We start from the raw sequence: 20,099 nt of genomic DNA, 5'->3' as shown, positions 1-20,099 counted from the left end.
ATATGATCAAAAGCGAAAAACCGGATATCTTTCGCGCCGAGCGCACGCCGCTCAAGGTGACGTTGCTGGTGTTTTCCGGCTCGTCGATCATGTGCGTGGCCTCCGCCGTCGACCCGCTGCGCGCCGCCAATCGCATTTCCGGCGAGACCCTGTTCGATTTCAAGCTGGTCTCGGTGACAGGCGAGGCGCCGGTCACCACATGCGGCCTCCCGGTGGCGGTCAGCGGCCGTTTCGACGCCAATGAGGCAACCGACGTGCTGGTCGTCGTCGCCGGCTTCGGCACCCAAAACTATGCCACATCGGCTCTCCTCTCAGCTTTGCGGCGGGCGGCGCGAGCGGCCCGTGCGTGCGGCGGCGTCGAGGCCGGCACCTGGCTGGTGGCGCGCGCCGGCCTGCTGGAAGGCCGCAGCGCCACCACCCACTGGGAGGACATGGAAGATTTTGCCTCGGCCTTCCCCGGCGTCGATGTCCGGCCGGACCGCTACGTCATCGACGGGCCTGTGTTCACGTCGGGCGGAGCCTCGCCGACCTTCGACCTGATGCTGCATCTCATTCGCACGCGCCTCGGCATGGCGGTGGCGCTCGATGTCGCCAGCGTCTTCATCTACGACCAGGCCCGGGCCGCGACCGATGCGCAACCGCTGGTCTCGCTTGGCCGGCTCGACGGCTATGATCCGCGGCTGGCGCAGGCGATCCGGCTGATGGAATCGCATGTCGATCAGCCGCTGACCATAGAGGCGGTTGCCAGGCGCGCCGGCGTGACGGCGCGGACGCTGGAAAGCATCTTTCGCAAGTCGATCGGCGAGACGCCGGGCGCCTATTATCTCAGGCTGCGCCTGGGTGCCGCGCGCCGGCTCGTGGTCGACACGCGGATAGCCATGGCGGATATCGCCGGGCGGACGGGGTTCTCGTCTGCCGCGGCCTTTTCCAGGGCCTTTTCAAGAGCTTTTGGCGAAGCCCCTGTCAGGCTTCGCCGGGGGTAGTGCAGGTCGCCCAAAACCGTGTAGCGGTTTTGGGGCAACGACATGCACGAGCTTATGCTGCATTCTGGCGGTCGCTGCCGCCATCGATCTGCGAGCGCATCTGCCGCGCGAGATGGGTCTCGAAGCGGCTGGCAACGGCGCGATCCCATTCATTGGTGCTGCGTGCGCCCTGCTTTGGATGCGGCATTGCCATCAGCCGGTCAATGATCGATCCGGCCTCGCCAGGTGAGAGCAGGGCGTCGATTTCACGTTCGTTCTGCATATCGGTTCGCCTCCTTCTTCCTCTCCCGCCACGAGCAATATCTATACGAGATTCGTGACGGCAGTTTGAAGGCAAGAGCTGGGCGATTGAGGGGCGCTTAGGGGCAAAACCTTGTCGTCGGTTTCAGCATGGCGCGCAAAAGGTTTCCGCGCGCCAAGCTTTCGAATCGCATAGTGCGCCGGCTTGGATTGCCGGCGGTCAGGCAGCGTCAGACGTAGCGGTTGACGATGTTTTCGAGCAGTTCCTGGCGGCCGGAGCGCGGCTGCGGTTCGATCTTCTTCTTCACCACGCGCTCGGCGATCTCTTCCAGCGTGCGCTTGCCCGACAGCATCGCCTTGGCCTCGGCGCCGTTCCAGCCGGCGTAACGTTCGGCGAGCGGACCCGACAGCGCCTTGTCCTCGACCATGCGGGCCGCCGCCTTCAGGCCGCGCGCACAAGAATCCATGCCGCCGATATGACCGATCAGCAGATCCTGCGGGTCGAGCGACTGGCGGCGCAGCTTGGCGTCGAAATTGGTGCCGCCGGTCTTGAAGCCGCCGGCCTGGAGGACCTGGTAATAGGCGAGCGCCATCTCCGGTACATTGTTGGGGAACTGGTCGGTGTCCCAGCCCGACTGGTAATCGTTGCGGTTCATGTCGATCGAGCCGAAGACGCCGAGCGCATTGGCCAGCGCCAGCTCATGCTCGAAGGAATGGCCGGCCAGGATAGCGTGGCCCTGCTCAATGTTGAGCTTGACCTCCTTCTCCAGGCCGAAGCGCTTGAGGAAGCCGTAGACGGTCGCGACGTCGTAGTCATACTGGTGTTTTGTCGGCTCCTGCGGCTTCGGCTCGATCAGGATGGTGCCCTTGAAGCCGATCTTGTGCTTGTAGTCGACGACGAGGTTCAGGAAACGGCCGGCCTGTTCCTGCTCGCGGGCAAGGTCGGTGTTGAGCAGCGTCTCATAGCCCTCGCGCCCGCCCCACAGCACGTAGTTCTCGCCCTTCAGCCGCTTGGTGACGTCGATGCAGCTCTTCACCGTCGCCGCGGCGTAGGCGAACACATCCGGATCGGGATTGGTCGCGGCACCCGACATGAAACGGCGGTTGGAAAACAGGTTCGCCGTACCCCAGAGAAGCTTGACGCCGGTCTGCTTCATCTTAGTGGCGAAATAGTCAGCGATTTCATCGAGGCGGGCCGCACTTTCGGAGAAATCCTTGCCCTCGGGCCGCACATCGGCGTCGTGGAAACAGAAATAAGGCGCGCCGAGCAGCGAGAACATCTCGAAGGCGACATCCGCCTTCAGTTTCGCCAGCTCCATCGTGTCGACGCCGCCGGCCTTGGGGAACCAGGGACGGTCGAAGGTCTGGCCGCCGAACGGGTCGCCGCCGGGCCAGGCGAAGGAATGCCAATAGGCGACGGCAAAGCGCAGATGGTCTTCCAGCCGCTTGCCGGCCACCACTTCGTCGCGATTGTAGAAGCGATAGGCCAGCGGATTGGTCGAATCCGGGCCTTCATATTTGATTTTCTGGATGTCGCCGAAAAAGCCGCTGCTCATGTTCTCTTCCTCTCCACGATAGTTTTGCCTGATTACCTCAGGCGTAATTGGTTTCACGCCGGCGCTGGTCGAAAACGGTCATGTCAAAACCGTCAAACGAAGGAGACAGACCATGACCGACCTCAACACGATCGCCCAGAACTACATCACCGCCTGGAACGAAGCCGATGCCGACCGCCGGGCGGTCTTGCTCAAGACGACTTTCACCGAAGACGTCAGCTATCGCGATCCGCTCATGCAGGGCGACGGCCATAAAGGCGTCGCGGCGCTGATCGACGGTGTGCAGCAACGCTTTGCCGGCTTCCGCTTCTCGCTGAAGGGCACGCCGGACGGCTTTGCCGACAAAATCCGCTTCTCCTGGAACCTCGGGCCCGAGGGAACCCCTTCCGTCATCGAAGGCACCGATATCGGAATCATCGAGAACGGCCGCCTGAAGAGCGTCACCGGTTTCCTCGACAAGGTGCCGGCGCAGTGAGGGCAACCTGGAAAGGGGGATGCGAGGCGCCCCCCTCTGGCCTGCCGGCCATCTCCCCCTCAAGGGGAGAGATTGGCTGATTTTTCCGCCTTCGCCATTCACCAGCATTCCAGGGTTGGCATAGCCATCAACGCTGCCGATCTCCCCCCTTGAGGGGGAGATGCCCGGCAGGGCAGAGGGGGGTGCCTGGCGCCAACTCACGCCGTAGAGCCCTTGATCGCCGGGTAAAGTGCCCGGTAACGGCTATAGGCATCCGCGTAGGCACCGGCCAGACCGGAATCTGGCTCGATCGTGGCGTCGGTCTTCGGCGCGGAGCACACAGCCAGCGGATCGGCGCCCGTCGCGGCTATCAGGCCGAGCCGGGCGGCACCAAAGGCGGCGCCGAAATCGCCGTCGGCGGGAATATCGACGGGCAGTTGCAGCGCGGTGGCGATCGCCTTCAGCCAGTAGCGCGAGCGCGAGCCGCCGCCGATCGCGGTCACGCGCGTCAAGGTCGTGCCGGCCGTCTTCAACGCTTCGAGGCTGTCGCGGAAGGCAAACGCGACGCCTTCGAGCACGGCCTGGGTTAGCGCGGCGCGGCCCGATTCATGCGCGAGGCCAGTGAAGGAACCGCGAACGGCCGAATCATTGTGTGGCGTACGCTCGCCTGAGAGATAGGGCAGGAAGGACACGCCGGTCGGCGCCTTCAGCGCCTCGCCGAGTTCCGATGTCAGCTCGCCGGCGCCCTTGCCCGTGATCTCGCACAGCCAGTTGAGTGAATCGGTTGCCGACAGGATGACGCCCATCTGGTGCCAGGTGTCGGGCAGCGCATGGCAGAAGGTGTGCACCGCGCTTGCCGGGTTCGGCAGGTAGGACGCGTTTGCGGCAAACAGCACGCCCGACGTGCCGAGCGAGACAAAAGCCTGGCCGGCGCCGACCGTGCCCATGCCGCAGGCGGAAGCCGCATTGTCGCCGGCGCCGCCGGCGATCGGGATGCCAGCCTGGATACCCCATTGCGATGCGAGTTCGGCGCGCAGACCGCCAGCCTTCGCGGTGCCCTCGACCAGCGCTGGCATATGGCTCTCGTCAAGCGATGTCGCGGCGAGCAGGTCCGCGGACCAGCAGCGCTTGCCGACGTCGAGCCAGGACGTGCCGGCCGAGTCGGACATTTCGGAAATATGTTCGCCGGTCAGCCAAAGCCGCAGGAAATCCTTCGGCAAAAGCACCTTTGCCACCTTGGCGAAGACAGCGGGCTCGTTGCTCTTCACCCAGGCGAGTTTCGGCGCGGTGAAACCGGGAAATACAATGTTGCCGGTGAGCGCGCGGAAGCGTGGATCGGCATCGAGGGCCGCTGCCTCGAGATGGCTGCGCGTATCGTTCCACAGGATGCAGGGGCGCAGCACATGATCGGCCGCATCGAGCAAGGTCGCGCCATGCATCTGGCCGGACAGGCCGATGCCCTTCACCGCGGCGAACTGCTTGGGATAGGATGCCTTCAGTTCGGCGATCGCGTCCTCGCAGGCGCGTATCCAATGCAGCGGATCCTGTTCGGACCAGCCGGGATGCGGCCGAGAGACATCAAGCGTGCCATGGCCGGAGCCGATGACGCCCTGTCCGGCATCGATCAGCAGCGCCTTGACGCCCGATGTGCCCAGGTCGAGGCCGAGATACATGGTTTCCTCCCACGTCTTTATTTTTTTCGGAGCCCGAAAAATATGCTTGAGCAGTTTTTAAGGCAAGATCCGCTCCGGGTCAATTCTCTGACAAATCGGCGGCACGTCGCGAAAACAGCGCCGACAGCGGACTGTCCGGCCGCGCCGTCGAGCGCTCCGTCGTCAGTGCCTGGGCGAGCGCGCCGTCGCCGTCGCGCAGGGCGGCCTCGATCAACGTGAGATCGATGACGTCGCGCTGCGCGTGGCTGCCGCCAAAGCGATGGGCGATGGCCCGGATCGGACCGATCAGACGGATGGTTTCGGCGTGTTTGCCCTCTCCGAACGCCTTGATGGCAAGCGTCAGGGGATGGCCGACATCCCTGGTGAATGCGGCATTGTCGTCATTGCCGCGCATCGCCTCGCGCTGTGCTTCGAGCAAGATCCGGGCCGGGGCGTCGAACCCGGCGCCGACGAAGGCCATCATCGCATGGGCGTCGTTGAAGGCATAATTGCCGGCGCGGGCCTTGGGCACCCAATTGGCGGCCAGTGTTGCCCAGCGGTCACCGACATCGACGCCGCCAAGATGGAGCCGCCACAGGATCGCCGACGCATCGACCATGTTGAGCGCCAGCGTCGATCTGGCGCCGTAGATCGGCCCGTCATAGATCTCCAGCACCTCGCCGGTCTCGCCGAGATCGTAGTGGAACAGCGCCAGATGCCACCAATTGTGGACCTGGAGGAAGCTCTCCTTCGTCCAGGCTTCGGGATCGGCACGCATCCAGGCGATGCCATCCCTTTGCCGGCTTTGCATCTCCATCACATGGGCGACCGCATGTTGCGCCCAGCCGTCGCGCGGTTCGATATCGACCGCTGTACGACCGAGCCTTTCTGCCTGCGTATACTCGCCCATCTCTTCGAGCCCAAAAGCCTGCATGCCGAGGATGGCGTGGTAACCCGGCATGTCGGTCCGCCATGATGACAGGGCACGGCCGATGCGGTCGCGCAGCATGCGGGCGTTGCCGGTGAAGAAATCGACCTGGTGTCCGACCTGGAGCGCCACGGCGTCGAGCGGGAAGTCGATCGCTATGTCCTGCAGGATGCCGGAGGCCTGATGCCAGCGCCCGTTGGCAAGGTGGCCGAGGGCCGAGACATGCGCCCGCTCGCGCGTTGTCGCGGCAAGCGGCAGCGCCGCCTCGTGGCAGGTCTTGGCCATGGCCGTCGCCTCCGGTTCGGTGGCAAGGCCGAAAAGGTAGCCCTTGAAGACATGCGCCATGACGAAACCGGGATCCTGCGCGATGGCGCGGTCGACGGAGTTCACCGGATCGCCAACGAAACACTGCAATTCGCGCACGGCCTGGCCGTAGGGTGCGAATCCCGCGTCCGTCGCGCCCGAAAATGCCAAGCCGAATGCATCCCGGATAGTCATGCGAGAGTCCTTGGTCGGCGCCCGACGGGCTTGATGCCCCTCGGTCCAACATGATCTTAAAGCATGGGCCACGGCGACGCCAAATCACGGGCACATCCGCACCATGTCAGCTGTTTTTGCAGTTCATCAACCATGAGAGGCAGATTAGGCTTTGTAAAAGCGAACGAATTGTGGCTTCATTGCGGCGCGGGTAAGGGGCTTAAAATCGCGATCTGAGAGGGGACGCGATGCGGTGCTTTGAAATACAGCTTCCGAACAGCGGCTCGGAGCACATCGGCAAGGCTATTTCTTTGGCGCGGCGAAGGCCCAGGCGAATCAATCCTGGGTTTATTAGCTTACTTGCAACTACATCGCTGATGTTGCTGCCTGGTTCCGCGGCCTTCGCGGCATGCGTGCTGGTTCCGTCTCCGGGCAATGACACCTTCACTTGCGATAGTGGCGATTCGGGCGGCAGCCTCAACGATATCAACGGCAACAACACGCTGACCTTTCCCGCCGGCGGTACCGGCCAGGTGAGCGGCAACGTCACTTTCGGCGCCGGCACGGACCGCATCGACATGCAGTCCGGCACCATCACCGGCACGGTCGATCAGGGTGACGGCACGGATTTCTTCACCATCGGCGGCGGCACCATCACCGGCAATGTCCAGCAGGGCGCCGGCATCGACGATTTCAACATGAGCGGCGGCCTGATCGGTTCGCTGAACCAGGGCGACGGGCTGGACACCTTCACCATGACCGGCGGGCGCATCATCGATTTCTTCGACGACGGCGACCGTGCCGTGATGACCGGCGGCCGCATCGGCCGTGTCAACATGAAGCTCGACAAGAACTATTTCAACATGTCGGGCGGCATCATCGACCGCAACCTCGTCACCGGCTTCGATCAGGACACCATCATTCTCTCCGGGGGCACGATCGGCGGCAACATCAGCGTCAGCGGCGGCAACGACAGCGTGACGATAACAGGCGGCACGGTAGGTGGCGATGTGCTGATGAGCTTCGGCGCCGACAATTTCGTCTGGAACGGCGGCGGCATCATCTATGGCTCGGTCGACCTCGGCGCCGACAACGATACCGCCAAGCTCAGCAATCTCACCAAGGCCAATCTTGGCGGAGCCGATGCGCTGAATGGCGGCCTGGGCACCGATGCGCTCACCTTCGACAACGTCAAGCTGGACGGCATCGCCAGGGTCCAGAACTGGGAAACCATCGACGCCACCAACGACACCCAGTTGATCCTGGACGGCAATCTCGTGCTGGGCGACAGCGGCACGGGCACCGGAAAGCTCAGCGTCGACCAGGCAAGCACGCTCTATGGCGGCGGCTTCAACAGCTCCATCCAGGCCTTTACCGCGGGACAGCTGGCCGAAGTGGTCAATGCCGGCCGCATCGACCTGACCAACGGCAGCACCGGCGCCACCGATCGCCTGACCATATCGGGCAATTATGTCGGGATGGGCGGGTTGCTCCTCCTCCAGACCGAGCTTGGCGACGACAGCTCTGCTTCCGACCGGCTGGTGCTGTCCGGCGGCACGGCCTCGGGCTCGACCGGCATTGCCGTGGTCAATGTCGGCGGCGCCGGGGCGCAGACCACGTCCGACGGCATCATGCTGGTCCAGGCGGTCAACGGCGCCACGTCGAGCGCCGGCGCCTTTGCCCTTGATGCGCCGGTCGCTGCCGGCGCCTTCGAATATTATCTCTTCAAGGGCGGCGTCAGCGCCGGGAGCGAGCAGAACTGGTATCTGCGCTCGACCCTGAACACACCGGCAACACCGGCCGCTGGGCCGTCGGCGCTCGAACCGCCGCCGCAGCCAGAGCCGGAGCCGCCGCGGACCGAGCCGCCGCCACCACCGTCCGAGCTGCCGCCGGTGCCGGTGCCGACCGATGGCGACATCAACAACCCGCCGGTCGATCCGACACCGCCGGTGCAGGCGAGCGACCCCGAGCCCGAGGCGCCACCGGCACCGCCGCCAGCGCCGCCAGCGGATCCGCCACCGCCGCCGCCGGTGGTGCCGACCGCGGTGCCGGACCTGCCGACGCCGGCAGCCGGCGAGACGATCCTGCTCTACCGCGTCGAGGTGCCCACCTACTCGGCCTTGCCGCCGGTGGCCGAGCATCTGGCGATGACGACACTCGGTACCTTCCACGAGCGGCGCGGCGAACAGAGCCTGTTGTCGAACGCGGAGCTGTCGCCGGTCTGGGGCCGCATCTACGGCCAGGACGCCAAGATGGGCTGGTCGGGAACGGTGTCGCCGTCCTTCGACGGCACCTTGTTCGGCCTGCAGGCGGGCTTCGACGTCTTCGGACGCGAAACCGCGTCGGGGGCGATCGATCGCGCCGGCCTGTTCGTCGCCTATGCCAGCATGAAGGGCGATGTGCGCGGCCAGGCACTGGGGCAGAATGATCTGTCCGTCGGCAAGCTCGACGCCAACGGCACCAGTGTCGGCGGCTACTGGACCCGCATCGGCCAGGGCGGCTGGTACCTCGACGGCGTCCTCATGGCCACCTTCTTCGGCGGCGACGCCACGTCGTCGCGCGACGTCGGCATCGACATTGGCGGAACAGGTGTCACCGCCTCACTGGAGGGCGGCTATCCCATAGCGCTGGCGCAGGGCTGGACGCTCGAACCGCAGGCGCAACTGATCTGGCAGCATCTGTCGCTCGACGATACCAAGGATCGTTTCTCGTCGGTTTCCTTCGACAGCGACGGCAGCGTCACCGGCCGGCTGGGCGCTCGCCTGCAAGGCGAGACCACTGTCAACGGCATAGCGCTGCAGCCTTACCTCAAGGCCAATATCTGGCATGATTTCGGCGGCACCGACCGTGTCAGCTTCGACACCACCGACATCTCGACCGAGGGCAGGTCGACCTCGTTCGAGTTCGGCGGCGGTATCGTCGCCAAAGTGACCGACAAGGTCAGCATCTTCGCCACCGGCGATTACACCACCAACCTCGGCGGCGACAAACGCCGCATCCTCGAGGGCAATCTGGGCTTCAGCGTCAAATGGTGAAGCAAGCAGCTGTGACGAGGTTCAGCCTGCCTGCAAATGGCCTGACCTGAATCTCAACCCTTGGATGCGTTAATTGCTGGACCGCATCGCCACCGTGGCGATGCCGGCGCCGACCAGCAGCGTGCCGCCGGTGCGGTTGAAGATGCGGATCGCCTTGGGATTGCGCACCACGTTGCGGGCGCGTGCCGCGATCAGCGCGTAACCGAAGGCGTTGGCGAAGGCGAGCGCCAGGAAAGTCGTCTCGAAAATCAGCATCTGCGTCCAGAAATTGGCATGCCGGTCGAGAAACTGCGGCAGAAAGGCGACGAAGAAGGTGATGCTCTTCGGGTTGAGCGCGGTGACCAGCCAGGCATGCGCCATCATCTTGGCCGACGACACCGTGTCGGTGCGCGGTTCGGCCTTCAGCGTACCGCCGGCGCGGAACAGTTTCACGCCGAGATAGATCAGATAGCCGGCGCCGATCAGCTTCAGGATGGTGAAGACAGTGGCGGAAGCCGCAAGCAGCGCGCCGATGCCCAGCATCGACAGGGTCATGGCGGTGAAGTCGCCGAGCGCCACGCCGACGGCCATCGGCAAGGCGGTGCGCCAGCCCTGGCCCAGCGCATAGGACACGACCAGAAGGATGGTCGGGCCCGGGATGATGAGAAGGATGCTCGACGCGGCAGCGAAGGCGGCCCAGTTTTCGAAGGACATGCTCGTCTCCCTTGAGCTTAAAGAAGAGGATAAATCCTTGGGTCCCGAAGAATGTAAAGGGCCGAATCTTTGTTTTCGCGCATTCCGGCCGGCAACCGGCACAATTGCGCCAGCGGCAACTCGGTGTCAGTTCGCGCCGCTCAGCAAACGCAAGCAGCACAAGGCATTCACGCTTTATCAACCATGAATGATGAAAATGCCCGCTATCCGGCCGGACCGTGCTTCCCGCCGAAAGCGTAGGGTTTGGGTATATGCGTGAGTTGCCGCAAGGTCCGACGCCGCCACGAAACGGCGACGCAATCGAAACCGATCTTCTTCTCTCCCGCCGCGCCGTCCTGTCCGGGGCGGGCGCTTTGGCGCTGCTCGGTGTCGCCGGCTGCTCGACCTCGGGTGGTGGCGACCTGCCGGCGCTCCAGCTCGACGATACGGTCACGGGTTCGGTGCCGATCCGGCCCTCGATCAGCGTCGACAAGAACATCACCGGTCCCGACGTCATGTACGCCTCCTTGACTGACAACGGCTTCAACGTGCCCGAGGTGCCCTATCTCAAGGTCAAGCCGGAATTCCGCCGCCAGATCGTCGTCGACACCACCGGCGAGGCGCCCGGCACCATCGTCGTGCATCTCAAGGAACGCATGCTCTATCTCGTCCAGCCGGGCGGCGACGCCATCCGCTACGGGGTCGGCATCGGCAAGGACGGCTTCCGTTGGTCCGGTCGCGCCAACATCCAGTACGGCCGGGAATGGCCGACCTGGACGCCGCCGCCCGAAATGATCCAGCGCAAGCCCGAACTGGTGAAGTGGCAGGGCGGCCAGCCCGGCGGCCTCACCAATCCGCTCGGCGCCCGCGCGCTCTATATCTACCAGGACGGCAAGGACACCGGCTACCGCATCCATGGCTCGCCCGAATGGTGGAGCATCGGCCAGGCGATGTCGTCGGGCTGCGTGCGCCTGATCAACCAGGACATCATCGACCTCTACAGCCGGGTGTCGAAGAAAAACCCGGTCGTCGTCGTCTGATCGTCCATCCGTCGGACACTCCCCGTTGCACGATGCCGCAAGACAGGCGAAGGTGACCTGAAAACCATCGCCCGGGGAGAAATCAAGCATGGCCGGAACCTTCGTCATCGCGCAGGGCGGCGGCCCGACCGCCGTCATCAACCAGACGGTTGTGGGCGCCACGCTGGAGATACGCAAGCGCCATCCCGGCGCCAAGGTGCTGGGCTCCATCCACGGCGTGCGCGGCATCCGTGACGGCAACTATGTCGACCTTTCCGCCATCCCGGAGGACCGGCTGCGGCTGATCGCCGGAACGCCGAGCGCCGCGCTCGGCTCGACGCGCGACAAGCCGGATGCCGCCTATTGCGAGGTCATCCTGAAGGGCCTGCAGAAGGCTGGCGCCGACGCCTTCATCTATATCGGCGGCAACGACACCTCGGGCACGCAGCAAATCCTGACCGATGCCGCCGGCGGCAAGATCGCCTTCGTCCATGCGCCGAAGACCATCGACAACGATCTCGAGGAAAACGACCATACGCCGGGCTTCATTTCGGCGGCCGAATTCGTCGCCGGCGCCTTCCTGTCCGTCGACCTCGATTTCCGCGCGCTGCCCGGCATCTATGTCGGCATCGTCATGGGCCGGCATGCCGGTTTCCTGACCGCGGCGGCGGCTGCCTGGCAACTCGATCCCGACAGCGGCCCGCATCTCGTCTATGTGCCGGAGCGGCCGTTCTCCGCCGCCGGCTTCATCGACGACGTGCGCGCCACGCTCGACCGCCACAAGCGCTGCATCGTCGCCGTGTCGGAAGGCGTCAGCACCGCCGACGGCAAGGCGCTGGTCGAAAGCCTGGTGCCGGCGGATAAGCTCGAGCGCGACCAGCACGGCAACGTCAAACTATCGGGCAGCGACCTGCCGGCGGCGCTCGAACGGGCATTGGCCGAGGGGCTGCCGGGCAAGCGGGCACGCGTCGACGCGCTCGGCTACATGCCACGCGGCTATGTCGGCGCCATCAGCGCGGTCGACGCGCAGGAGGCCTTCGATGCCGGCGCCTTCGCCGTCGGCGTCGCCGAACAGGGCGGCGGCTCGGTGGCGCTGCAATATGATGGCAGCAAGATAGTGCTGAAGAAGGTGCCGCTGAAAAACGTCGCCGGCAAGACCCGCCACATGCCCGACGGTTTCATGAAACCCGACGCCAACCAGCTTTCCGAGACCGGCATGGCCTATCTCAAGCGGCTGGTGCCGGAAAAATACAAGGTCGGAAAGCCGTTCGTCTGATGCCCCGGCTCATACCTGATGCCCCGGCTCATACCTGATGCCCCGGCTCATACCTGATGCCCTGGCTCATACCTGATGCCCGGCCTGCACATTATCCGGATTCTCACGTGAACTCAGGCTGGTTCTCCAGGCGCATCGTCGACGACAGGACGACGATGCTGACCGAGCCGTTCGTGCACGACTATGTGCGCGCCAACATCTGGCATCTGACCGGTCGCGATGCCGACCTTCTGGTTGATACCGGCATGGGCATCTGTCCGCTGGCGCCGCAAATAAGGACGCCCGAAGGCAAGCCGCTTCTGGTCGTCGCCACCCATATCCACCTCGACCATGTCGGCTCGCTGCACGAATTCCCGCTGCGGGCCGGGCCAAGGATGAGCGCGGCGCAATTCGAGAGCATGGATGAGGCCGCGACCTACGCCTACATGTTCCATGATCTCGAGGGCGCGGTCTCGAAACTGCCGGTGCCAGGCTGGAAATCGGCCGACTATGCGATACCGCCGGCGCCGTTGACGCGCACGCTCGACGAAGGCGACGTGGTCGATCTCGGCGATCGCCGGTTTCGGGTGCTGCATCTGCCCGGGCATTCGCCGGATTCGATCGCGCTGTTCGACGAGGCCGACGGCCTGTTCTTCAGCGGCGACGCCATCTATGACGACAGGTTGATCGACGATTTGCCGGATTCCGACCGGGAAGCCTATCGCAACACGATGCGGCGCCTGCTCGACCTGCAGATCCGCGTCGGCCATGGCGGCCACGGCCCGAGTTTCGACGGCAAGCGCATGCGCGAAATCGCGTCGGCCTATCTGCGGTCCGTAAGCGCGCTCTGAATTAAATCTTCGTAAGGTCGGGCAAAAACCTAAATTGGGCCATTCCGGACCCTAAATACCTGGTTGTCGATCCGGCCGGCCGCCATGTACGGCGAGACAGGCCACCCGGTCGTCGACACGCTGACGGGTGCTTTCTCCCACGAGCCGCCCGCGGCGCCGGATCAACTCTCGCCCGGACAGAACGACCATGTCACCCCTAGGTATTCTTCGTAGGCATCGCGTCGCCGCCCTGCTGGGCGCCGCGCTGATCATCTCCCCCGCCGTCGTCTCCCTCGCTCAAAATGCCGGCAATGGCGGCTTGAGCAATGTCGTCGCGACGACCCAGACGCCTGTCGCCGGAATAACGGCTCCGAACGGATCGTTCGCGCCAACCGTGGCCGCGACCAAGCCCGCTGTCGTCACCGTCACGACAGTCATGAAAGCGCAGCCGGAAGTTATGAGCGAAGGTTCGCCTGACGGTTCGCCCTTTGGCGGCAACTCGCCTTTCGATGATTATTTCCACCAGTTCTTCGGTGATCAGGGCATGCCTGCTCCCAAGACGCCTCCGCAACAGCAGTCGCCGCGCGCCGAGGCGCTCGGCTCGGGCTTCATCGTCAGTGCCGACGGCACCATCGTCACCAACAACCACGTCGTCGACGGCGCGACCTCGATCAAGGTGACGCTCGACGACGGCACGGAGCTTCCGGCCAAGCTGGTCGGTCACGATGCCAAGAACGATCTCGCCGTGCTGAAAATCAAGGCCAACAAGGCCTTGCCGACCATCAAGTGGGGCGACTCCGACAAGCTCATGACAGGCGACCAGGTGCTGGCGATCGGCAATCCGTTCGGCATTGGCACCACGGTAACGGCCGGTATCGTCTCGGCGCGTGGCCGCGACCTGCATAGCGGGCCGTTCGACGATTTCATCCAGATCGACGCGCCGATCAATCACGGCAATTCCGGTGGCCCGCTGGTGGATGTCAGCGGAAATGTCGTCGGCATCAACACCGCGATCTATTCGCCGAACGGCGGCAGCGTCGGGGTCGGCTTCGCCATTCCGTCGGACCAGGCTGAGAAGGTGGTCGCCAAGCTGATGAAGGGTGGCGACATCGAATACGGCTATCTCGGCGTCGAGATCCAGCCCGTCACCCCGGACGTGGCCAACGCCATCGGGCTCGATCATCCCGGCGGCGCCCTGGTCTCGCAGGTCAATGACGGGTCGCCCGCGGCCAAGGCCGGCATCGAAAGCGGCGATGTCATCACCGGCTTCGCCGGGCAGGATGTCAAGGATCCCAAGGATCTTTCGCGGGCTGTCGCCGACGTCGCGCCAGGTGCCAGGGAGACACTGGATGTCTGGCGCAAGGGCAAGGCCGCACAGATTTCCGTCGATGTCGGACGCAACAGCGACGATGTGAAGACGGCATCGACTGGCAACTCCAGCGCGCCGGGCACCGAGCAGGGGTCCCGCGCGCCGGCCATCGGCCTCGGCCTGATGGACATCACGTCCGACATCCGCCAGCAGATGAACCTCCCCGAGACCGAACACGGCGCGGTGGTTGCCAGCGTCAATCCCGACAAGCCGGCAGCGACTGCCGGCATCCAGCCGGGCGATGTCATCGTCGCCGTCAACCAGGCCCCGGTGAAGAGCGCGAAGCAGGTGACCCAAGCGATTTCCCAAGCCGGCAAATCCGGACGCAAGTCGGTGCTGCTTCTGGTGGAGCGTGGCGACACGCAGATTTATGTCGCCGTGCCGTTCGCCAATGGCTGACACGTAACACCGGCGTGGCGGGCTTGTCGACGAGCCCGCCACGCCGGGTTCTACCGGCTATAATTTGCGCAGCGCCACTTCCTGGACCAGGTGGTCGGCGCCCTTGCGCAGGATCAAGTCGGCGCGGGCGCGCGTCGGCAGGATGTTTTCGCGCAGGTTCTTCAGGTTGATGTTGGTCCACAGGCCTTCGGCGATCGCCTTGGCCGCATCCTCCGACAGCTGCGAATAGCGGTGGAAGAAGGAGTCCGGATTGCGGAAGGCGGTCTCGCGCAGCCGCATGAAGCGGGAAATATACCAATTGTGGATCAGCTTCTCGTCGGCATCGATATAGATGGCGAAGTCGAAGAAGTCCGACAGGAAAGGGACGATCTTGCCGTCCTGCGGCAGCTTGCCCGGCTGCAGCACGTTGATGCCTTCGAAGATCAGGATGTCGGGCCGGTCGATGGTTACGAACTCGCCGGGGATGACGTCATAGGTCAGGTGCGAATAGACTGGCGCGCGGACGTCGGGCAATGCCGACTTGATGCCCGACAGGAAACGCAGCAGCGCGCCGACATCGTAGCTGTCGGGGAAACCCTTGCGCTCCATCAGGTTTTCGCGGCGCAGCACCTCGTTGGGCAGCAGGAAGCCATCCGTGGTGATGAGATCGACCTTGGGGCTCGACGGCCAGCGCGCCAGAAGTTCCTTGAGCACGCGCGCCGTGGTCGATTTACCGACCGCGACCGAACCGGCGATGCCGATGATGAACGGCGTCTTGGCCACGTCGACGGCGTTGAAGAAGGCCTGGCGCTGCCTGAACAGAAGCTGGCTCGCCTCGACATGCGCCGACAAAAGCCGCGACAGCGACAGATAGATGCGCTTGACCTCTTCGAGGTCGACCGGGTCGTTGAGCGAACGCAGGCGGCGGAACTCGTCCTCGCTCAGCGTCAGCGGCGTATCGGCGCGGAACCGCGACCATTGCTCGGCCGAGAAGAAGCGAAACGGGGAATATTTCTCGGTTGGCGCGAGCTGATCCATCGAGATACCTGCCCTCCCTCCCGGTCAGCCCTTGGGCCGTGACGCCTTCTCGGCGATGCCCGAACGCCCGGTGCGGCCTTCGAGCTCCTTGAGCACGTCATCCAGCGGAACGCCCGCTATGCTGAGGACGACGAGCCAATGATATATGAGATCGGCGCTTTCCGAAACGAGGCCCTGTTTGTCGCCCTTGACGGCGGCGATGACCGTCTCGACCGCCTCCTCGCCGAGCTTCTGCGCCGCCTTGTCCATGCCGCGCGCGAACAGTTTGGCCGTCCACGAGTCCGGATCGCCGGAATGGGCGCGGTCGCTGACGATTTTTTCCAGGTCGAAGAACGAAAACTCGGCCATATCAGTCTATCTTCTTGTTTAAGCCGGATTTTTCCTAGAAGCCGGCTTCGGGAACATGCTCTAGGACCTGTTACCGAGCCAGTCCAGCCGCATCGGCAGGCCGGCCTCGGCCATATGCGCCTTGGCTTGCGCGATGGTGTAGGTGCCGAAATGGAAGATGGAGGCCGCCAGCACGGCACTTGCATGGCCGTCACGAATGCCTTCGACCAAGTGGTCGAGCGTGCCGACGCCCCCCGATGCGATGACTGGCGCGCGCACCGCGTCCGATACCGCGCGGGTCAGCGCGATGTCGTAGCCGGCCTTGGTGCCGTCGCGGTCCATCGAGGTCAACAGGATCTCGCCGGCGCCGCGATCGACCATTTGGCGCGCGAATTCGACGGCGTCGATGCCGGTCTTCTCGCGCCCGCCATGGGTGAAGATCTCCCAGCGCTCGGCCTCACCGGGGCCGGACACTCTCTTGGCATCGATGGCGACGACGATGCATTGGTTGCCGAATTTGTCGGCGGCTTCGGCGACGAAATCCGGGTTCTTCACCGCGGCCGTGTTGATCGACACCTTGTCGGCGCCGGCCAGCAGCAATTTCCTGATGTCGGAGACCTGGCGCACGCCGCCGCCGACGGTCAGCGGCATGAAGCATTGTTCGGCGGTGCGGGCGATGACGTCGAAGATGGTCTCGCGATTATCCGACGAAGCGGTGATGTCGAGAAAGCAGAGTTCGTCGGCGCCGGCGGCATCATAGGCCTTGGCTGCCTCCACCGGGTCGCCGGCGTCGATGAGATCGACGAAATTGACGCCCTTGACGACACGGCCGTCCTTGACGTCGAGGCAAGGGATGACGCGGGCTTTCAGCATCAGCGGCCCTCTATCGTGGCAAGCAGATCGTTGAGCAGTTGGCCGACCAGCGGCGGCACATCGGCCTGGGCATCGAAGGCCGGATCGTAAGCGGAAACGGTGATGCCGACGACCGGCACCGCAAGCGCCACGGCGCAGGCCGCGTCGCGCATCTGCTCCGGGTTTGGCCCGCCAGGGGTGACGTAGCGGTTGGCCTGCAGCGCCTTGGGATCATGCACGTCGAGATCGAGATGCATGTGCACGCTGTTGGCGCCGGCTGCTTTCAGTCTTTCCGTCGCTTGCGCCACGCCGGGACATTCCGTCCGGATGACCGGCAACGTTTCGAGAAGTTTTTCCTCCGCCGGATCGAGATCGCGGGCGTTGACAAGCACGCAGCGCGCGGGATCGATCGGCCTGAAGCCGGGAATGGCCGCCGCCATCGGGCGCCAGCACAGGCCGAGCACCGTCGACAGCGCCATGCCATCGAGAAAACCGTATACGGACGTCTCGGGCGTGTTGAGGTCGCCATGCTGGTCGGCCCAGATGATCGCATCGGCGCCTTCGCCAGCGACCGCGCCGGCACTGGTCAGGCAGTTTCCGGCCAGCACGATGGGAAACCGCCCCCTGTCGCGGGCAATGCGGACCTCGCCCGAGACGGCGTTGCAGACGGCAAAACCCGTGGCGATCTCGCGCTCCTGGTCGGCGCCGACCCTGCCGATGTCCTCGACCGTGACGTCGTGACCGGCAAGGGTCAGGGCATCGACGAGCCCGCCTGATATCAGCGCGTCGGGTCCCTGGCCCATGCCGCCATGATAGTGGCCGCTGTCATAGGAGGCCAGGATGAGCGAAACCTTCACGATCGCGCCTCCGCCGCCGGCCGGCCCTGCAGGATCGCCAGCGCCTCGGCCGGGTCGATGCGGCCATCATAGAGGGCCCGGCCCGAGATCGCGCCTTCGAGTTTTTGCGCGTCGGGCATGGTCATGCGCACGATGTCGGCGATCGAGGCCAGCCCGCCGGAAGCAATGACCGGGATCGACACGGCGTCGGCGAGGTCGATGGTGGCGTCCCAGTTGATGCCGGTCAGCACGCCGTCGCGGTCGATGTCGGTGTAGATGATGGCGGCGACGCCGGCGCCTTCGAATTTCCTGGCCAGTTCGATGACGCCGAGGCTCGAGGCCTCGGCCCAGCCTTCGACGGCTACCTTGCCGCCCTTGGCGTCGATGCCGACGGCAACCTTGCCCGGAAACGCCTTGCAGGCCTGCCTGACCAGATCGGGATCGCGCACCGCCACCGTGCCGAGGATGACGCGGGCCAATCCACGGTCGAGCCAATCCTCGATCTGCTCCAGCGTGCGGATGCCGCCGCCGAGCTGCACGGGGTTCCTTGTCGCTTTGAGGATGGCGCCGACCGCGGCGCTGTTGACGCTCTGACCCTGGAAGGCGCCGTTCAAGTCGACGACGTGCAGCCACTCAAAACCTTGCTCTTCAAAGGCTTTGGCCTGTGCTGCCGGATCGTCATTGTAGATGGTCGCGGTCGCCATGTCGCCGTGCTTCAGCCGCACGCACTGGCCGTCCTTGAGATCGATGGCTGGAAACAGGATCATACGTTCAGGCGCCTTCAACGATGACGAAATGACCTGATGAAGCGGCAAGCCGGAATTTGGAGGCATGCTGATATTCAGGCGAATGGTAGCATTCGACCGCCTTGTCGAAAGACTCGAACTCGACCAGCACATGGCGGTTGCCGGTAGGTCCTTCCGGATTTTCGTGGCGGCCGGCCCGCACGGCGAATTTCGCGCCATACTTCGCGAACGCCACGGCATTGGCCTCGATGTACTGTTTATATGTCTCGGGGTCGCGGACATCGATCATCGCCATCCAGTAGCCCTTCTTGCTCATGGTGTTCAGGGCCTCCAGCGCAGGAAATTCGTGATCAGCGCCAGGCCCAGCGCCTGGCTCTTCTCCGGATGGAACTGCGTGCCGGCGAGATTGTCGCGGGCGACCGTGGCCGTCACCGGGCCGCCATAGTCGGCGACCGCAACGACCTCGTCCGGGTTCTGTGCGTCGAGATGATAGGAGTGGACGAAATAGGCATGCAGGCCCGTCGCGCCGGTCGGAATGCCGGAAAACAGCGGGTGCTGGCGCCCCAATTCGATCGTGTTCCAGCCGATCTGCGGGATCTTCAGCGCCGGATCGGAAGGCGTGATCTCCTTGACGTCGCCCGATATCCAGCCGAAGCCATTGGTGATGGTCTTTTCGAGGCCGCGCTGCGACATCAGCTGCATGCCGACGCAAATGCCCAGGAAAGGCCGGCCCTTGGCGATGGCGACGTCCTCGACCGCCTCCCACATGCCCTCGACGGCCCGCAGGCCGGCCGCGCAGTCGGCGTAAGCGCCGACGCCGGGCAGGACGATGCGGTCCGCGGTGCGTACACGGTCGGCATCGGCCGTCAGGTCGATCCGCGCCGATATGCCGGCCTCGCGCGCGGCGCGCTCGAAAGCCTTCGTTGCCGAGCGCAGATTGCCCGAACCGTAATCGATGATCGCAACCCGCATCTCAGCGCCGTCCCGGAATGTGGGTCAGCCCCAGCGCTATGCCGGGCTGCGCCGGGCGCGCCAAAGCGGCATCCGGAACGATGCGCGGCGCGGGGGCTGCTTCGTCCGAAAGACCTTCGACTTCCAGGACATAGCGCATATCGGCGTCCGCGAGCCAACCGGCCTCGACGACGCCCCATTCATGCCAGCCGCGGCGGCGCAGCGCCGCGATGCGCAACCCCTGGCCCTCCAGCCCGACATAAAGCGAGACGAGCAGCGACAGCAGCGAGCCGGCGACACCGAGGCCAAGTTTCTGGCCAAGCATCGAAAGCACGCCCATGACGACAAAGGCGAGCGCCGCTTCGACCCACAGCCGGTGCCAGGCAAGCCACAGCGGCGGCACGAGCAGGCCGAGCCAGGTGAAGCCGTCGCGGACCAACGTCGTCGTGTCGACTTTCTCGCTACGGCCAGGTGGCTCCATCACGACATAGGCGGTCATGA

The 20,099-nt window shown here is 64.6% G+C and carries 20 protein-coding genes; 7 read left to right on the top strand and 13 right to left on the bottom strand.

All coding sequences use genetic code 11. From position 1 onward, the window contains the following. Positions 1-2 precede the first annotated feature (2 nt). Positions 3-983, top strand: a complete 981-nt coding sequence (locus tag O7A70_RS14575; RefSeq protein ID WP_337140973.1) for a GlxA family transcriptional regulator — start codon at positions 3-5, stop codon at positions 981-983. 52 nt (positions 984-1,035) lie between these two features. On the opposite strand, the gene O7A70_RS14570 is transcribed toward O7A70_RS14575, so the two are convergent. Then, complete coding sequence (locus O7A70_RS14570; RefSeq protein ID WP_027142450.1) at positions 1,036-1,245, bottom strand: hypothetical protein; 210 nt, start codon at positions 1,243-1,245, stop codon at positions 1,036-1,038. Between the two features lie 208 nt (positions 1,246-1,453). Continuing rightward, on the bottom strand, positions 1,454-2,779 hold the full coding sequence (gene xylA, locus O7A70_RS14565; RefSeq protein WP_337140972.1) for a xylose isomerase: 1,326 nt from the start codon (positions 2,777-2,779) through the stop codon (positions 1,454-1,456). A 112-nt stretch (positions 2,780-2,891) separates the two neighbouring features. On the opposite strand from xylA, the gene O7A70_RS14560 reads away from it, so the two are divergent. Then, the gene (locus O7A70_RS14560) at positions 2,892-3,254 is read left to right on the top strand and encodes a nuclear transport factor 2 family protein (protein WP_337140971.1); all 363 of its coding nucleotides are present in this window, start codon (positions 2,892-2,894) and stop codon (positions 3,252-3,254) included. A 197-nt stretch (positions 3,255-3,451) separates the two neighbouring features. Here the strand turns inward: O7A70_RS14560 and xylB are convergent, their stop codons facing one another. Continuing rightward, positions 3,452-4,906, bottom strand: coding sequence for a xylulokinase (gene xylB / locus O7A70_RS14555; RefSeq protein WP_337140970.1), 1,455 nt, complete (start codon positions 4,904-4,906; stop codon positions 3,452-3,454). 79 nt (positions 4,907-4,985) lie between these two features. Then, positions 4,986-6,311 carry a tetratricopeptide repeat protein gene (locus O7A70_RS14550; protein WP_337140969.1) on the bottom strand — a complete coding sequence of 442 codons (1,326 nt, stop codon included), beginning with the start codon at positions 6,309-6,311 and terminating at the stop codon, positions 4,986-4,988. 356 nt (positions 6,312-6,667) lie between these two features. On the opposite strand from O7A70_RS14550, the gene O7A70_RS14545 reads away from it, so the two are divergent. Continuing rightward, on the top strand, positions 6,668-9,325 hold the full coding sequence (locus tag O7A70_RS14545) for an autotransporter family protein (protein ID WP_442921186.1): 2,658 nt from the start codon (positions 6,668-6,670) through the stop codon (positions 9,323-9,325). Between the two features lie 69 nt (positions 9,326-9,394). Here the strand turns inward: O7A70_RS14545 and O7A70_RS14540 are convergent, their stop codons facing one another. Further along, complete coding sequence (locus O7A70_RS14540) at positions 9,395-10,018, bottom strand: LysE family translocator (protein ID WP_140752627.1); 624 nt, start codon at positions 10,016-10,018, stop codon at positions 9,395-9,397. A 251-nt stretch (positions 10,019-10,269) separates the two neighbouring features. Here O7A70_RS14540 and O7A70_RS14535 point away from each other — a divergent pair, with 251 nt between their 5' ends. The 4 genes from O7A70_RS14535 (at position 10,270) to O7A70_RS14520 (ending at position 14,869) form a co-directional block, all read left to right on the top strand. Then, positions 10,270-11,037 (top strand): L,D-transpeptidase, encoded by a 768-nt coding sequence (locus O7A70_RS14535; protein WP_337140967.1) that lies wholly within the window; start codon positions 10,270-10,272, stop codon positions 11,035-11,037. A gap of 88 nt (positions 11,038-11,125) precedes the next feature. After that, positions 11,126-12,292, top strand: coding sequence for a diphosphate--fructose-6-phosphate 1-phosphotransferase (locus tag O7A70_RS14530; RefSeq protein WP_337140966.1), 1,167 nt, complete (start codon positions 11,126-11,128; stop codon positions 12,290-12,292). Between the two features lie 155 nt (positions 12,293-12,447). After that, complete coding sequence (locus O7A70_RS14525; RefSeq protein ID WP_337141250.1) at positions 12,448-13,122, top strand: MBL fold metallo-hydrolase; 675 nt, start codon at positions 12,448-12,450, stop codon at positions 13,120-13,122. 187 nt (positions 13,123-13,309) lie between these two features. Then, positions 13,310-14,869 carry a DegQ family serine endoprotease gene (locus O7A70_RS14520; protein ID WP_337140965.1) on the top strand — a complete coding sequence of 520 codons (1,560 nt, stop codon included), beginning with the start codon at positions 13,310-13,312 and terminating at the stop codon, positions 14,867-14,869. A 57-nt stretch (positions 14,870-14,926) separates the two neighbouring features. Here the strand turns inward: O7A70_RS14520 and coaA are convergent, their stop codons facing one another. From coaA to O7A70_RS14480, 8 genes are read right to left on the bottom strand one after another with little or no spacing between them, the layout of a single operon-like run. Continuing rightward, entirely contained in the window at positions 14,927-15,886 is a 960-nt protein-coding gene (gene coaA, locus O7A70_RS14515) for a type I pantothenate kinase (RefSeq protein ID WP_027142439.1), read from the bottom strand. 24 nt (positions 15,887-15,910) lie between these two features. After that, entirely contained in the window at positions 15,911-16,234 is a 324-nt protein-coding gene (locus tag O7A70_RS14510; RefSeq protein WP_337140964.1) for a phosphoribosyl-ATP diphosphatase, read from the bottom strand. Positions 16,235-16,294: 60 nt separating this feature from the next. Further along, positions 16,295-17,089, bottom strand: coding sequence for an imidazole glycerol phosphate synthase subunit HisF (gene hisF, locus O7A70_RS14505; protein WP_337141249.1), 795 nt, complete (start codon positions 17,087-17,089; stop codon positions 16,295-16,297). Then, positions 17,086-17,922, bottom strand: coding sequence for an arginase family protein (locus O7A70_RS14500; protein WP_337140963.1), 837 nt, complete (start codon positions 17,920-17,922; stop codon positions 17,086-17,088). Before O7A70_RS14500 ends, hisF begins: the two co-directional genes overlap by 4 nt. Next, positions 17,919-18,668 carry a 1-(5-phosphoribosyl)-5-[(5-phosphoribosylamino)methylideneamino]imidazole-4-carboxamide isomerase gene (gene hisA, locus O7A70_RS14495; RefSeq protein WP_337140962.1) on the bottom strand — a complete coding sequence of 250 codons (750 nt, stop codon included), beginning with the start codon at positions 18,666-18,668 and terminating at the stop codon, positions 17,919-17,921. Before hisA ends, O7A70_RS14500 begins: the two co-directional genes overlap by 4 nt. Positions 18,669-18,672: 4 nt before the next feature. Continuing rightward, complete coding sequence (locus tag O7A70_RS14490) at positions 18,673-18,963, bottom strand: DUF1330 domain-containing protein (RefSeq protein WP_337140961.1); 291 nt, start codon at positions 18,961-18,963, stop codon at positions 18,673-18,675. 5 nt (positions 18,964-18,968) lie between these two features. Beyond that, entirely contained in the window at positions 18,969-19,619 is a 651-nt protein-coding gene (hisH, locus tag O7A70_RS14485) for an imidazole glycerol phosphate synthase subunit HisH (protein ID WP_337140960.1), read from the bottom strand. A 1-nt stretch (position 19,620) separates the two neighbouring features. Next, positions 19,621-20,097, bottom strand: coding sequence for a DUF2628 domain-containing protein (locus O7A70_RS14480; protein ID WP_337140959.1), 477 nt, complete (start codon positions 20,095-20,097; stop codon positions 19,621-19,623). Between the last annotated feature and the right edge of the window lie 2 nt (positions 20,098-20,099).

The sequence above is a fragment of the Mesorhizobium sp. Cs1299R1N1 genome (assembly GCF_037179655.1).
In the GTDB taxonomy this organism is placed as follows: Bacteria; Pseudomonadota; Alphaproteobacteria; order Rhizobiales; family Rhizobiaceae; genus Mesorhizobium; species Mesorhizobium salmacidum.
Note: the sequence above shows the minus strand (reverse complement) of the source record. Positions and strands in the feature narration are given on the sequence as shown.